Source organism: Priestia sp. SRI_019 (assembly GCF_057586255.1).
The window spans coordinates 24385-37788 of record NZ_JBYCZN010000006.1 but is presented as its reverse complement, the minus strand read 5'-3'; the positions used below and the strand labels follow the sequence as shown (position 1 = coordinate 37788).

14 protein-coding genes and 1 riboswitch are annotated in these 13404 nt (G+C 37.7%); of the genes, 7 read left to right on the top strand and 7 right to left on the bottom strand.

What is annotated here, in order from left to right:
* Nucleotides 1-181: 181 nt before the first annotated feature.
* Both rarD and AC2YJL_RS23755 read left to right on the top strand, forming a co-directional pair.
* The gene (rarD, locus tag AC2YJL_RS23760) at nucleotides 182-1102 is read left to right on the top strand and encodes an EamA family transporter RarD (RefSeq protein WP_251569055.1); all 921 of its coding nucleotides are present in this window, start codon (nucleotides 182-184) and stop codon (nucleotides 1100-1102) included.
* 62 nt (nucleotides 1103-1164) lie between these two features.
* Nucleotides 1165-1935 (top strand): TatD family hydrolase, encoded by a 771-nt coding sequence (locus AC2YJL_RS23755; RefSeq protein WP_195695476.1) that lies wholly within the window; start codon nucleotides 1165-1167, stop codon nucleotides 1933-1935.
* Nucleotides 1936-1967: 32 nt separating this feature from the next.
* On the opposite strand, the gene AC2YJL_RS23750 is transcribed toward AC2YJL_RS23755, so the two are convergent.
* Nucleotides 1968-2105 (bottom strand): lmo0937 family membrane protein, encoded by a 138-nt coding sequence (locus AC2YJL_RS23750; protein WP_013055244.1) that lies wholly within the window; start codon nucleotides 2103-2105, stop codon nucleotides 1968-1970.
* A 194-nt stretch (nucleotides 2106-2299) separates the two neighbouring features.
* On the opposite strand from AC2YJL_RS23750, the gene AC2YJL_RS23745 reads away from it, so the two are divergent.
* Nucleotides 2300-2743, top strand: a complete 444-nt coding sequence (locus AC2YJL_RS23745) for a YfmQ family protein (RefSeq protein WP_195695477.1) — start codon at nucleotides 2300-2302, stop codon at nucleotides 2741-2743.
* 143 nt (nucleotides 2744-2886) lie between these two features.
* A complete protein-coding gene (locus AC2YJL_RS23740) occupies nucleotides 2887-4188 on the top strand; it encodes a CitMHS family transporter (RefSeq protein WP_251569056.1) in 1302 nt (433 codons plus the stop codon).
* Nucleotides 4189-4499: 311 nt separating this feature from the next.
* Here AC2YJL_RS23740 and AC2YJL_RS23735 read toward each other — a convergent pair whose 3' ends face one another.
* The 5 genes from AC2YJL_RS23735 to AC2YJL_RS23715 all read right to left on the bottom strand — a co-directional run bounded on the left by AC2YJL_RS23735 (nucleotide 4500) and on the right by AC2YJL_RS23715 (nucleotide 9053).
* Nucleotides 4500-5027: a GNAT family N-acetyltransferase gene (locus tag AC2YJL_RS23735; protein ID WP_195695479.1), complete on the bottom strand. Its 528-nt coding sequence runs from the start codon at nucleotides 5025-5027 to the stop codon at nucleotides 4500-4502.
* A gap of 69 nt (nucleotides 5028-5096) precedes the next feature.
* Complete coding sequence (gene nikA / locus AC2YJL_RS23730; protein WP_251569057.1) at nucleotides 5097-6638, bottom strand: nickel ABC transporter substrate-binding protein; 1542 nt, start codon at nucleotides 6636-6638, stop codon at nucleotides 5097-5099.
* Between the two features lie 143 nt (nucleotides 6639-6781).
* A riboswitch (cobalamin riboswitch) is annotated at nucleotides 6782-6971 on the bottom strand.
* A 2-nt stretch (nucleotides 6972-6973) separates the two neighbouring features.
* Nucleotides 6974-7978 (bottom strand): cell division protein FtsZ, encoded by a 1005-nt coding sequence (gene ftsZ, locus AC2YJL_RS23725; RefSeq protein WP_013055240.1) that lies wholly within the window; start codon nucleotides 7976-7978, stop codon nucleotides 6974-6976.
* Nucleotides 7979-8337: 359 nt separating this feature from the next.
* Nucleotides 8338-8727, bottom strand: coding sequence for a tautomerase family protein (locus AC2YJL_RS23720; protein WP_013055239.1), 390 nt, complete (start codon nucleotides 8725-8727; stop codon nucleotides 8338-8340).
* Between the two features lie 167 nt (nucleotides 8728-8894).
* Complete coding sequence (locus AC2YJL_RS23715) at nucleotides 8895-9053, bottom strand: hypothetical protein (RefSeq protein ID WP_195695482.1); 159 nt, start codon at nucleotides 9051-9053, stop codon at nucleotides 8895-8897.
* A gap of 260 nt (nucleotides 9054-9313) precedes the next feature.
* On the opposite strand from AC2YJL_RS23715, the gene AC2YJL_RS23710 reads away from it, so the two are divergent.
* Complete coding sequence (locus AC2YJL_RS23710) at nucleotides 9314-10267, top strand: TRM11 family SAM-dependent methyltransferase (protein ID WP_251569058.1); 954 nt, start codon at nucleotides 9314-9316, stop codon at nucleotides 10265-10267.
* Nucleotides 10268-10303: 36 nt separating this feature from the next.
* Here AC2YJL_RS23710 and rluF read toward each other — a convergent pair whose 3' ends face one another.
* On the bottom strand, nucleotides 10304-11011 hold the full coding sequence (gene rluF / locus AC2YJL_RS23705) for a 23S rRNA pseudouridine(2604) synthase RluF (RefSeq protein WP_025601719.1): 708 nt from the start codon (nucleotides 11009-11011) through the stop codon (nucleotides 10304-10306).
* A gap of 339 nt (nucleotides 11012-11350) precedes the next feature.
* On the opposite strand from rluF, the gene AC2YJL_RS23700 reads away from it, so the two are divergent.
* Together AC2YJL_RS23700 and AC2YJL_RS23695 are read left to right on the top strand one after the other, a co-directional pair.
* On the top strand, nucleotides 11351-11926 hold the full coding sequence (locus AC2YJL_RS23700) for a TetR/AcrR family transcriptional regulator (protein ID WP_195695484.1): 576 nt from the start codon (nucleotides 11351-11353) through the stop codon (nucleotides 11924-11926).
* Nucleotides 11927-11947: 21 nt separating this feature from the next.
* On the top strand, nucleotides 11948-13384 hold the full coding sequence (locus AC2YJL_RS23695) for a DHA2 family efflux MFS transporter permease subunit (protein WP_230931737.1): 1437 nt from the start codon (nucleotides 11948-11950) through the stop codon (nucleotides 13382-13384).
* Nucleotides 13385-13404 lie beyond the last annotated feature (20 nt).

Sequence of the window (13404 nt, the reverse complement as noted above, 5' to 3'; positions counted from 1 at the left end):
ACATGCAATTTGATTTTATTTTAGACATGGGAAAGCAATAACCTTGCGCATAGCGCTTTTTTGAGCCATTCAACATGTGAAGAATCGTTTTTCTCTGTGATATAATCGTTTATGCTGCTTTTTTATGTTAATCTATCACTCTTATTACCAAATTTATCTCATGTTAGAAAGAAGGTTTTAAATGAACTTAAATCATGACAAAGATGGTGTAACGTATGCAGTCCTTTCTTATCTTATGTGGGGGCTCACGCCAATTTATTGGAAGCTGGTTCACCACGTAGCACCGGGGGAGATTTTAGCTCAGCGCGTTTTTTGGTCTTTTATTTTTATGCTTACTCTTTTATTGATAACAAAGAAATGGCGTACATACATTACGTTTGTAAAAGAAATAATGAAAAAACCATCCTTATTCTGGTCCCTTTTTACTGCGTCTGTACTTATTAGTACAAATTGGGGCATTTTTATGTGGGCTGTCATTGATGGAAAAATAGTAGAAGCGAGCCTTGGACAATATATTAATCCCCTAACAAGTGTTTTATTAGGTGTTATTGTCTTAAAAGAGAGATTAAGCGGGGCTCAAATTTTTGCCTTTATACTAGCAGCGATCGGGGTATTAACACTCAGTCTTCATTATGGTGTGGTTCCTTGGATTTCACTTAGTTTAGCTCTTACTTTCGGATTATATGGTTTGGCAAAGAAAAAGATTAAAGCTGATTCAACAATTGGATTAACTCTTGAAACGATGGTCGTCTCCCCTATTGCATTAGCATACATAAGCTACCTCACGTTTCAATCACACCTGCAGTTTTTTGATTCTTTTTCAACAAGTCTTTTATTAATCGGAAGTGGAATGGTCACAGCTCTACCACTCTTATTATTCACAAAAAGTGCTAAAAAAGTATCATTATCAATGCTTGGTATTCTTCAATATATTTCACCAACCTTATCTCTGCTAGCAGGAGTGATTCTGTACCATGAATCGCTAACAAAAGCTCATGTTATTGCTTTTAGTTTTATTTGGTTAGCTCTTATTGTTTATACGTTTTCATCTATTACTAAATGGGGGAACAAAAAACAAATAAGAAATAAAGTGGAGGCCTAACAGAAGCATACATTTTCTTACGTATTATTTTTAAATACAATAGGCTGGGAGGAGCAGTATTTATGAAACGAATTATTGACTCTCATATTCATCTCGATCAATATGAACCGAAAATCTGGAAAGACATAATTGAGCAGGATCCTTCGTTACAAGCGCTTATTTCTGTATCTTCCACATTACAGTCTTGCCAACTTAATCAAAAAATCGGCCAATTGTATTCCTGTGTGAAACCCGCCTACGGATTTCATCCTGAACAAATGCTTCCTTCTTCAAATGAATTAGCGGAACTGTTTGCCTGGATTGATCAAAACAATGAAGAAATGATAGCTGTTGGGGAGGTTGGTCTACCTTATTACTTAAGTCAGACCTATACTCTTTCTCTAGAGCCCTATTTGGAGCTGCTTGAAGCTTTTATTGTTCATTCAAAAAAATGGGGGAAACCGTTAGTTCTTCACGCTGTATATGAAGATGCTGAGATCGTATGCGACTTATTAGAAAAACATTCTGTGTCTAAAGCTCACTTCCACTGGTTCAAAGGAGCTAAAAAAACCGTTGAACGAATGAAAAACAACGGTTACTATATTTCAGTTACACCCGATATTGTATATAAGCCTAAAACCCAAGCGCTTGCTATGGAATACCCTCTTGACTACTTGATGGTCGAAACAGATGGTCCGTGGCCATTTGAAGGACCTTTTCAAAACCACACAACGGTTCCATCAATGATACATCAGTCCGTTGAGGAAATAGCACGTCTCAAAGGAGTTTCTGTAACGGAAGCATATGATTTTTTATATCAAAATACGTCTTGTTTTTATAGTCTCTCCATATAAAAGGCCTTTCCCTAAGGAAAGGCCTTTTATATCTAAATTCGTTTCACAAGTTTTACGATTAGCACAATCACTGCAATGACAAGAAGAATGTGAATGATGCCGCCGCCAATATGAAAAACTAATCCTAATAACCAAAAAATAAATAAAAGTCCAATAATCGTCCACAACATAATGTTTTCTCCTTTTTTTATATGTAGTATTTGTTATAATTTTATATTTCCCTAAATGTGCATAAATAAACGTATTTCATATACATCTTTTCACTGAGGAAGGTTCACATAATGTACAAAAAGCAATCATGTTCTCTGTGGTAAAATAAGTATGTAATCTTATTTCATTTAAACTATAGCGGAGATGATTAACTATGACGTGGATTGTATTACTTTCCATCATTCTTGTAAGTGCACTCAAAATATTAATAACGTGTCTTCCAACTCCAGTGGTCAAATGGCTTATGACTAAATTTCAATTACACCCAACACTTGATGACCAAAGCGTTACTGTCACAGTTGATGGGAAACATTTAGAAGGCAAAGACAAAATGCAAGTGATTGATTATTTTAATAAAGCAACATTTTTAAAACAATATTATGTCCATGAAGGAAATAAGGACTATTATAAACACCTAGAAGACAGTGAAACTCCACTGGTTATCGATACGAAAAAAGGAAAAAACGATGTTCGATTATGCGTATACAGTTATCACGATCATGTCGACGTCGTAAAACAGCATAAAAAGAAAATTATTGCTTACAGCCTGCTGTCTGATCACCTTCAAAAGCAGTCCATAACAGCTGATCTAGCTTAAACCAGTCGCCTACAAGGCGGCTTTTTTAGTTTTTAGTTTTAGGTTGAAGCTACCTTATTTAAAAATACCAAACTTTAACATTAATTCTAATGCTATAATATAAATTAATAGAATTTTCTAACTTTTTTAAGAGGTGATGGATAGTGCTTTCTTTGTTAGGGTTTGGAATGATTGCGACTTTTCTATTTCTTGTCATTAGTAAACGCTTGTCCGTGGTTGTTGCTTTTATTTTTGTCGCTATCCTCTTTGGTGTAATTGGAGGTTTTAGTGCTGATATGGGCGATATGATGATGAATGGTATTTTAAAAGTAGCTCCTACAGCCATTATGATCGTTTTTGCTATTTTATATTTTGGACTAATGATTGACGTCGGTTTATTTGATCCTATGATTTCTCGTATCCTAAACATTGTGAAAGGCGATCCCTTAAAAGTCGTAATGGCAACTGCCGTTATTACAATGCTTGTTGGCTTGGACGGAGACGGCTCTTCTACATTTTTAATTACAGTTTCCGCCTTGCTCCCTTTGTACACAAAACTGGGAATGAACCGACTAATACTGGCTTGTGTTATTAGTTTAAGCGCAGGTGTTATGACTATGATTCCTTGGGGAGGTCCTCTCGTAAGAGCCGCAGCAAGTTTACAATTAGAAGTATCAGATCTATTTAATCCTCTTATTCCAGCTATGACAGCGGGATTGATGTGGACTTTATTTTCAGCATACTTACTCGGAAAGAGAGAAAAAGCGCGCTTAGGAACCATTCATTTAAAAGGTGCATCAATGGCTTTTGCTGAACAGCTTTCAGCTCATGAAATTCCTGGGAAGCCGCCTAGACTCTTTTGGTTTAATGCCTTATTGACACTGTGCTTAATGACTCTCTTGATCATAGACATACTCCCTATTCCAATTTTATTTGCTATTGCTTTTGCCATTGCTTTATTTGTTAATTTTCCTCATCCAAAAGAACAGCAGGAAAGAATCTTAAGTCATGCAAACAGCTTTGTAATGGTTAGTACGTTGGTTTTTGCAGCCGGAATCTTTACAGGCGTTTTTACAGAAACAAAAATGATGGATGCCATGGCTAATACCATTGTAAGCCTCACTCCTGAATGGCTGGGCTCTCACCTTCCCTTAGTTGTAGCAATAACAAGCCTTCCTCTTAGCTTTGTATTTTCACCTGATGCTTATTACTTTGGCATTTTACCTGTTATTAGCCATACAGCAGCTAATTTTGGTGTAGACCCTGTAGAAATAGGACGAGCAGCTTTATTGGGACATTCCACAACTGGGTTTCCTCTATCCCCTTTAGTACCCGCTACTTTCATTCTGATTGGGCTGGTTGAAGTAGATTTCGGCGAGCATCAAAAGTTTCTTTTCAAGTGGGCCTTTGGGACAACTATTGTCATGACGATTACAGCCATTTTAACGAATGCAATTTCCTTATAGAATCTTACCATAAAAAGGAAGCCGACTACCATAAGGCAATCGGCTCACACATGTAGGATATTGATTTAACACTAACAAAGTACAACACAACACTAGTAATTATATAATATATTTCATTATTTTGAAAGCGATTTCATATATATTTTTAAAAATATTTTGTTATTTGTTTTTCATAGAAAAAAACCACGTTTCAGCCAATTCGAAATGTGGTTCTTTTCTGTAAGGACTTGCCCTACAGGCTATAAATGTAAGTACGCTTATTATAGCATGAGCTCTTATCTAGATTCTATGGTAATTACTGTATAATATTGTTACATTACGACTGGTTGTATTTTTCTGTCCATGTGCAGCGTATTCCATGGCTCTTCCTGTTCAGCAAGCCTTTCGATAAAACCTTGTGAAGTCCAAAATGGGATAGCCCCCGGTAAAAAAGGATGAGTATGCAGATACAACGTGTCATAAAAATGATTTTGAGCAAATTGTTCCACTGCTTTTAACAGCTGCTGTCCAATGCCTAGACGCCGGTACGCTGGATCGACATAGCATTTTACAATCTCAGCTGCAGTTTTATGTTCATATCGCTTTTTTAATGCATGAAACCTTCCATCGTAAGCGTATAAACCAATTGTTCCAATTACTTGTTGATTTTCCGTGACAGCTGCAAAAAAAGCAGCGCCTTTCGCTTGAACATAATGTTCATTAAAATGAAGCAAATCTACAGGAAGCTGATTTTTTTGCAGCATAGGAAATAGCTCATTCCGTATATTCATGACAAACTGAACCACTTCCGCATCTTTTTCTGTTACTTCTTTAATTTGATACATTTGTACTTCTTGCACGTTTACTGTCACATCCTTTTTTCTATCATTGTATACTTTCTCGTTTTCCTATAGGAACAACAATATTGACTACGGCGTTACGTCTAAATGCTGAGTCAGCATATAATACTCACTGGGATTTGTTGTCCAATTTTTCACTTGTTGATTATAAGCAACAACAATGTTTGGATGTACAATCGATGATGTCAGCATTTTTCTATTAATCAAAGCGGTTGCTTGCTTGGCTAGCTGATTTCGTTTTGCGTCATCTACGGTTGAATTTAACTGTTCTATCATTTTTGTTAGCGTATCGTCATTAATTCGACTGGCATTTAAACCACCGCCCGGCAAATAGTTCGTGCTTAAATAATAGCTGGCATCCCCTCTAGGTGCTGTGATAAGGCTGTACAATGCTAAATCCCAATCATCTTTTGCCATTACATATTCATCGCTATCTTCAACTAGGTGAATTTTAATAGAAATTCCTAACTCTTTGGCATTAGACTGTATAAGCTGAGCAATTAAAGGCAGTTCTGGCAGAGAGCTGTATGTGACAAGAGAGAGCGATAGTGGCTTTCCATTTTTGATTGCTTTGTCATTTTTGATTTGATAGCCTGCTTTCTCTAAATATTTTTTAGCAGATGTCATACCTCTTTGCTCGTTAGCAGTATTATCAGCAAAAGGAAATTGAGATAAAAATGGACCTCGAGCCGCTGCCGCTTGATTGTTCATTATGCTGCTGACAATTTCTTTTCGGTTCAATAAGGTATCGATAGCTTTTCTTACATTTTCGTCTTTTAATGCGTCATTGGTTTGGTTATAAAGCAATAAATGAGTACGCACACTAGGTACTCCGCTTACTTTGAAAGACGAATTCGCTTGTAAAGTGCTCAAGCTTTCTAAAGGCGGCCGATAAATAATATCGGCTGTCCCGGACTGAAGAGCTGCAACTCGCGCATTTGCATCTTCGTTAAATGCAAAGATCGCATTTTTCAATTTCACTTTTCCATTCCAATAATGTTCATATCTTTCTAACTTCACTTGATTTCCTTGATCGAAAGTCAAAACGTGAAATGGACCTGTACCAATGGGCTTCTTAGCTATATTAGAAACATCAACATCTATAATAGCTGTGTTTGGATGCACTAACTCAGAAGGGAATTTAGGCATTGGTTCTTTTAATGTAATTGTCAGCGCATGACCGTTCGATTTCATTTCTTTAATATTTAAAGCGTTTTTCATCGCATAACTTTGATCTATCGTTCTTTGAAGAGAAGACTTAACAGCATTTGCATCCAGCGCTTTTCCATTTTGAAACGTGATGTTCTTTCTTATCATAAATGTCCATGTAAGGCCGTTATCTTTCGTTTCCCACTTTTCAGCAAGCCAAGGCTTTATTTTTAAATCGTCGCTGATTTTAACAAGCGTCTCCCCTACTCCCGCACGAACTGCTGTATAATTATCGTCGGTATGAGGATCAAGCGTTGCAGATGTAAAATTAAATAAAAACGTCACACTTTTATCCGTTTTCTTTCTTTCTTTTATACTTATGCTCTCTTCATTAGGAGCGCAAGCAGTGAGGCAAAGTAACACAAGAAATATCATAGATACGAGCTTTTTATTATTTATCATTGATTTTCCCACCTTCTATTTTAATACAAAAAAAAGCACTTCTAAAAAGAAGTGCTTGTCTTCACAACAAATTCAGATAAACGTATCCCTTGTTTATCTTATTTTTGATTCTGCCAAAACACCTCCCTATCCTCGTAGGTTATTGTGTGCTGAGATTTATGGCAGGTCTCCTGGCTTCAAGTCATTGCCTTATACCGCCTTCCCGTCTCTAAATAGACAGTGGCTTTTTGACATAAGGCTCCTTGTTACAGTGGCGGGACCGCTCCGGATTTGCACCGGATTCCCTTTTAAGGCAATTGAAAAACAATTGCCACCATAAAAGCTGGTTATTTAATTTAGTAGCGTGCTCTTGAAACTCTAGAAGTAGAAGCTGATGGTGAAACATCTTCATCATCAAATCCAGTGGCAATAACGGTTACCATCATTTCGTCCTTTAAATCTTCATTAATCACAGATCCAAAAATCATATTTAAGTCCTGATCAGAAGCAGACGTGACAATATCTGCTGCTTCCTGTACTTCGTAAAGACTCAAGCTGCTGCCGCTCGTAATGTTCAACAGCACGCCTCTTGCTCCATCAATCGATGCATCTAGCAGCGGACTAGAAATGGCTTTTTTTGCTGCTTCAATTGCCCGGTCTGATCCGGAAGCTCGTCCGATACCCATAAGCGCAAATCCTTGATTAGACATGATTGTTTTTACATCAGCAAAGTCAAGGTTAATCAGCCCCGGAACAGCGATTAAATCTGAAATACCTTGAATACCTTGGCGAAGAACATTATCTGCTTCACGGAATGCTTCAAGCATAGGCGTCTTTTTATCGACAATTTCAAGCAAGCGGTCGTTTGGAATCACAATAAGGGTATCTACCGATTCATTCATCGCAGTAATACCCCCTACTGCTTGCTTCGTACGTTTATTTCCTTCAAACTTGAACGGGCGAGTGACTACTCCAATTGTTAAAGCATTTAGTTCACGGGCAATTTGGGCAATAACCGGAGCTGCTCCAGTACCGGTTCCTCCGCCCATGCCAGCTGTTACGAATACCATGTCTGCGCCTTGCAGTACTTCTTGAATTTGTTCTCTGCTTTCTTCGGCTGCTTCTCTTCCTACTTCTGGATTAGCTCCTGCACCTAATCCTCGCGTTAAGGCCGCACCAATCTGCATTTTCACATCTGCTTTAGATAAGTTAAGCGCCTGAGCATCCGTATTAACGGCGATAAATTCTACTCCTTGGACACCGTGTTCAATCATACGGTTAACGGTGTTATTTCCTCCACCGCCAACCCCAATTACTTTAATTCGCACTAACGGCGATACATCTGCATCAAATCCAAACATTCTAAGTTCCTCCTCAATGATCAAAATTACTTTCTCTTATTATCCGAAAAAACACGTGAAGAACCTTTTACTCCTATGTTTAACGCGTAACTGTTCTTTTGTTTTACAGATTTTATACACTTCTCTTTTAACCTTTAAATCTTTACATCTTTATGTAAATTTATTGTTGTTCTAAAATTAGTACGCCGAACTCTTTTATGGTTTTTCCACTCAAAATGGCATATAAGCTTATTGTATCATTCATTTGACAGATGTCTGTATTTAATTTTGAGTAAGATGTGACTAAGAGAATAATATTTTTATAGACAAAATGAGAAAAAGCCCTTAGAAATAAGGGCTTCTCTAGATAATAAACCGTTTTATAATTTCCCAGTTAAGAATTGAGCCTCTCCCATGCCAAAGCTCCAGTCAGCATTACCGTTTTCAACAATCGAAATCATAATGTCGTTTGGCTGAATGCCGCAGCTCTCTCCAAGCTCTTTTACAATTAATCTGTAAAGAGCTTGCTTTTGCTCTTCTGTTCGCTGTTTACTCGTTACACTTATAATAACCAAATCCTTGCTTCTCTCAAAGCCAAGACCTGTATCTTCAATAATCATTTCATGAGCAGGATGCTGATGTACAATTTGATAACGGTCGCGCTCCGGGACGCCAAAGGCTTCTAGCATCGCTCGGTGAGCAGCGTCTAGTAATGTTTTTAACTCTTTTTCATCTCTTCCTTCTATTACATCAAATCTAAGTAATGGCACACTAAGTAACCTCCAGCTTTTTGTCTAATATATTATTGCCTCATCATATCACAACTATCATTTGTTAAAAAAAGATATGCTATTCACAATGTGCTCTCTAGTGAAAGAGACCTCAAACGCTTCAATAAAAGCTGAACCTACTAAAAAGAAATGAGCAGCATAACGGCTCATTTCATTAGTACAAAAACATTTATAATAAGAGCTAAAATACATACAGATACAATGGCAATGAGTACGTTCATCACAAGGTTTTGCGAGGATGTTTTGGCTTTTTTTTTCATATCAGCCCGACTCATCTGTTGCTTTTCATGATCACTTTTAGACATCACGCAGCCTCTCCTATTCATCAAAATGTCAGCAGTGTGTAAATGATTTTTGAGAAACCTTGATCCAGTTCTTTTGTATAGACAGCAGCACATGCAGGTTATCACCAGTTATTTTAGCATGTTTTGTCAAATAAGTGGACTATGTAGCGCTTCAATTTAGTATTCACGGCCAAATATATTTAAATTCGTTGCTTTTCTCTTCTTTTCTCGCTATTGTTTGAGAAGAAGGATAATTAGATACGATAAAGGATGATACAATATTGAATAACCATACGCAGCTGCCTCAGTATATCTACACATACGCATGCAGCGAAGAGGAACTCTCACTATGTCAATTAGAGAGACGCTCTCTTTTTGACATTGAAACTGAGAAACCTATCATAAAAAGTGCCGTTAAACTTGATCCAAGCAGAAGCCCTTTTATCAAAGAGCGATTAGATATTATGTATGAATCAGATGACCTTGCTGATATTTGTAAGCAAGTAGAAGATATTGACCTTGGAGACAAAACATTTAAACTCATTTTCATGAAAATTAATGACTTGGAAAAAGATCAAAAAATAAGTTATAAAGGTCAGCGTGCTATTGAACGTGATGTGGGTTGGCATTTTGTAGCAGAAGCAGACTTGCATAACCCTGACCATTTGTTTGGCATTGTTCCATTTGAAGGACGCTGGTATTTTGGGAAATATCAAAAAAGCGAAGCGGTATGGCTGCATCATTTGAAGAAACCGCGTGAATACTCTACAGCACTCAGTACCCGCCTTGCAAGAGCTGTAGCTAACATTGCCGTTCCAAACCCTGAAGGAATCAAAGCGATTGATCCATGCTGCGGTATCGGTACAGTCCTTGTAGAAGCCCTTTCAATGGGCATTGATATTGTAGGACGCGATATCAATCCACTTGTGACCGACGGATCTCGTGAAAATATTGCGCATTTCGGTTTAAGCGGTGATGTCAAAACTGGACCGATTTCAGATGTTACAACTCACTATGATGTAGCTATCATCGACATGCCTTACAATCTCTACACCTATGCGACGCCTGAAGATCAGCTTTCTATTTTAAAACACGCTCGCCGCTTTGCGGATAAAGTGGTCGTGATTACAGTAGATACGATTGACCATATGATTCATGAAGCTGGCTTTTCTATTTCAGATCGCTGCATAGCGCGCAAAAGCGTATTTTCTAGACAAGTAGTTGTATGCGAATAAAAAAGACACCAGTCTAACAGGCTGGTGTCTTTTGATTTACCACTCTTTAGGTTCATAGTCTAATTCTTTGAATAGCTGCGTACGCTCTTTTTTCGTTAAATCTCTCCATTGCCCAACAGGTAAGTTGTTTAAATGGATATTCATAATACGCGTGCGCTGAAGGCGGTATACTTCATATCCAAGCACTTCACACATACGGCGAATTTGACGATTTAAACCCTGTGTTAAAATAATTTGAAACTCATACTTAGACAGCTGTGTCACTTCACAAGGAAGCGTTTTTGTGCCTAAAATTTTTACTCCCTCAGACATGTTTTTGATAAACTCCGGTGTAATTGGCTTATCTACTGCAACAATATATTCTTTTTCATGCTTGTTTTCTGCACGTAAAATTTCATTAATAATATCGCCGTCATTTGTAAGTAAAATTAAGCCGTCTGAATCCTTATCAAGTCGTCCAACGTGGTGAATACGCAAAGGGTGATTGACTAAATCAATGATGTTTCCCTTTACTTTTTTTTCACTCGTACTTGTAATGCCGACTGGTTTATTAAGCGCAATATATACATTATTTCGAGCAATCCGAAGCTGTTGGCCGCTTACTCGAATATCATCGCCAGGCTTAACTTGATCTCCGACTTTTGCAACCTTTCCATTAACGGTTACTCTTCCTTCACTAATTAACTTATCTGCCCCGCGTCTTGACGCCTTTCCAGATTCGCTAATAAATTTATTCAGTCTCAGGTGAATCACAACCTTACATTTAAAAATTTTAAAATTTATCTCTTCTATTAGAAACAGACATATGCCAATTTCTATACCGTCCCTATCGTAACATGCTATACGCTTCTCGTCTGCTTTTAATTTCATTACTTAATCATATTTTTTTAACAGTAATAGAAGTATAGCTCCAAAATACTTTGTAACCTTATTCTTAACATTTCAATCAATGCTTACACCTGTGAAGCTTGCATCAATCTTTACTTATATACAAGACCTAAACGTCTGGATTGACTGATCAGTATAGAGTTGCTACCATTATACTGACCGATCAACTAGTAATTATATCAGGGAGCTGTTTTCATGGAACCAACCAATTCAAAAGAAAAAATTTTAAGCGCAGCTGCTAAACTTTTTCGCAAAAAAGGCTATCACGCCACCAGTCTAAGTCAAATTACAAAAGAAAGCAGCGCTCCGAGAGGATCTATTTATTATTATTTTCCGGATGGAAAACAACAGTTAGCAAAAGAAGCTATTCAAAAAACGGGAGAAAGAGTCAAAGCTTATATCGAAAAATCCCTCGCTTCTCATGAAGATGCCGCGTCAGCTATTCAATATCATATAAAACTGATGGCTGATCGAATGTTTGAACAAGTGGAAAATGAAGCGGATATCTCTCTCGCTGCTATGTCGAGTGAAGTATGGTCATCAAACGCAACGCTTCGCATGGCCTGTGAAGCCGTGTATAACGAGTGGGAGCAAGTTTATGCAGATAAGTTAGTTTGTTCAGGTTATGAACAAGAGGAAGCAAGACAGCTAGGTTCAGCTATACAGTCTTGGATTGAAGGGGCTTATACTCTTTCATTAACTAAAAATAGTACAGTCCCTATGCAAATTGCAGCTGACCAAATTGGTAAGCTGTTCGCAAACAAAAATTAATTTAGTAAAAGGAGGTCACTTATGACACAAACAGAAGAAAAAATGAGTACACAAAGTAAGCTTATCCTTTTCATTTTGATTCTAGGAAATTTTTTATGCTTAATTAGTGAAACGGTAATGAACGTGGCCTTGCCAAGTATCATTTCAGATTTTCACATTAGAACGAGCTCAGCTCAGTGGTTAACTACCGGATATATGCTTGTAATTGGCATCTCTGTTCCGGTGTCTGCTTTTTTAATTCAACGATTCACATTAAGACAGCTGTTTGTGACGGCTATGAGTTTTTACTTAATTGGGTCCTTCATTGGATTTATTACTCCATGGTTTTCTCTGCTTTTTGTGGGCCGTATGATTCAAGCATTAGGGACAGGCATTATTTTACCTCTTGTGATGAGCACAATGTTAACACTCGTGCCTATTAGCAAACGCGGCACCGTAATGGGGATTTTTAGCGTAGCTATTTTATTTGCACCGGCAATAGGACCGGTTCTTTCAGGATTAATTATTCAATACTATTCGTGGCAAATTATATTTCTAGGTCTTTTAATTGCAGCGGCGCTTATTTTCCTATTTGCTCTTTTCAAGCTCAGTAACGTTTCTGAAACATCTAGACCAACAATTCATATCCCATCTGTGATTCTTTCTACGATTGGGTTTGGAGGAGTTGTTTATGGATTTAGCGCAGCTGGTGAAGAGACGGGATGGAGTAATCCTATCGTATGGCTTACGCTCATAATTGGCGTCATAGCTCTTGCTTTATTTGTCAGACAGCAAACAAAGCTGAATTCTCCTATGATTAATATGAAGCCTTTTAGATCGTCTGTGTTTTCAAGATCGATTTTCTTAATGTTTCTTATTATGATGATTCAGTTTTCAATGATGTTAATTTTGCCGCTATACTTCCAAACGGCTGCGGGACTGTCTCCTTTGCAAACAGGGTTTCTTATGCTTCCAGGCGGTGTAACGCTGGCTCTAACAGCTATGGTGGGAGGACGTTTGTTTGACAAAATCGGATTTAAACCGCTGCTTTTAACGGGCTTAGTCCTTTTAACATTTATTTTAAGTTTGTTCACTACTATTTCAAGCGGAACAAGCACGACGACTGCAGCCATCTTATACGCAGCCTTTACAATTGGCGTAGGTTTAAGCATCGGTCCCGTGATGACGCTTGCTTTAAATCAAGTGCCAAAACCGCTTCATGCCCACGGTTCAGCTATTTCAAATACGATTAACCAAGTTTCAGGCGCGATTGGACCCGCTTTGTATACAAGTATTATGACCATGGCTTCTCAGCACTTTATTCAACAATCAAACGAAACGAATAAAACGCTGCTACAAATAAAAAGTATGACAAGCGGGGTTCATACCGTCTATTATGTAGCCATCGCTTTCGCCGTCGTTTCGTTCTTGCTCGCTCTTACGTTAAAGAAAAGAGATCAGCATCTTGAAACACAATAAATAAGAAACTGATAAGAGCT

What these genes read in the sequence shown, in the direction of transcription:
- rarD (WP_251569055.1), top strand. Translation starts at nt 182, where the DNA reads ATGAACTTAAATCATGACAAAGATGGTGTAACGTATGCAGTCCTTTCT.
- AC2YJL_RS23755 (WP_195695476.1), top strand. Translation starts at nt 1,165, where the DNA reads ATGAAACGAATTATTGACTCTCATATTCATCTCGATCAATATGAACCG.
- AC2YJL_RS23750 (WP_013055244.1), bottom strand. Translation starts at nt 2,105, where the DNA reads ATGTTGTGGACGATTATTGGACTTTTATTTATTTTTTGGTTATTAGGA.
- AC2YJL_RS23745 (WP_195695477.1), top strand. Translation starts at nt 2,300, where the DNA reads ATGACGTGGATTGTATTACTTTCCATCATTCTTGTAAGTGCACTCAAA.
- nikA (WP_251569057.1), bottom strand. Translation starts at nt 6,638, where the DNA reads ATGATAAATAATAAAAAGCTCGTATCTATGATATTTCTTGTGTTACTT.
- ftsZ (WP_013055240.1), bottom strand. Translation starts at nt 7,978, where the DNA reads ATGTTTGGATTTGATGCAGATGTATCGCCGTTAGTGCGAATTAAAGTA.
- AC2YJL_RS23715 (WP_195695482.1), bottom strand. Translation starts at nt 9,053, where the DNA reads ATGTCTAAAAGTGATCATGAAAAGCAACAGATGAGTCGGGCTGATATG.
- AC2YJL_RS23700 (WP_195695484.1), top strand. Translation starts at nt 11,351, where the DNA reads ATGGAACCAACCAATTCAAAAGAAAAAATTTTAAGCGCAGCTGCTAAA.
- AC2YJL_RS23695 (WP_230931737.1), top strand. Translation starts at nt 11,948, where the DNA reads ATGACACAAACAGAAGAAAAAATGAGTACACAAAGTAAGCTTATCCTT.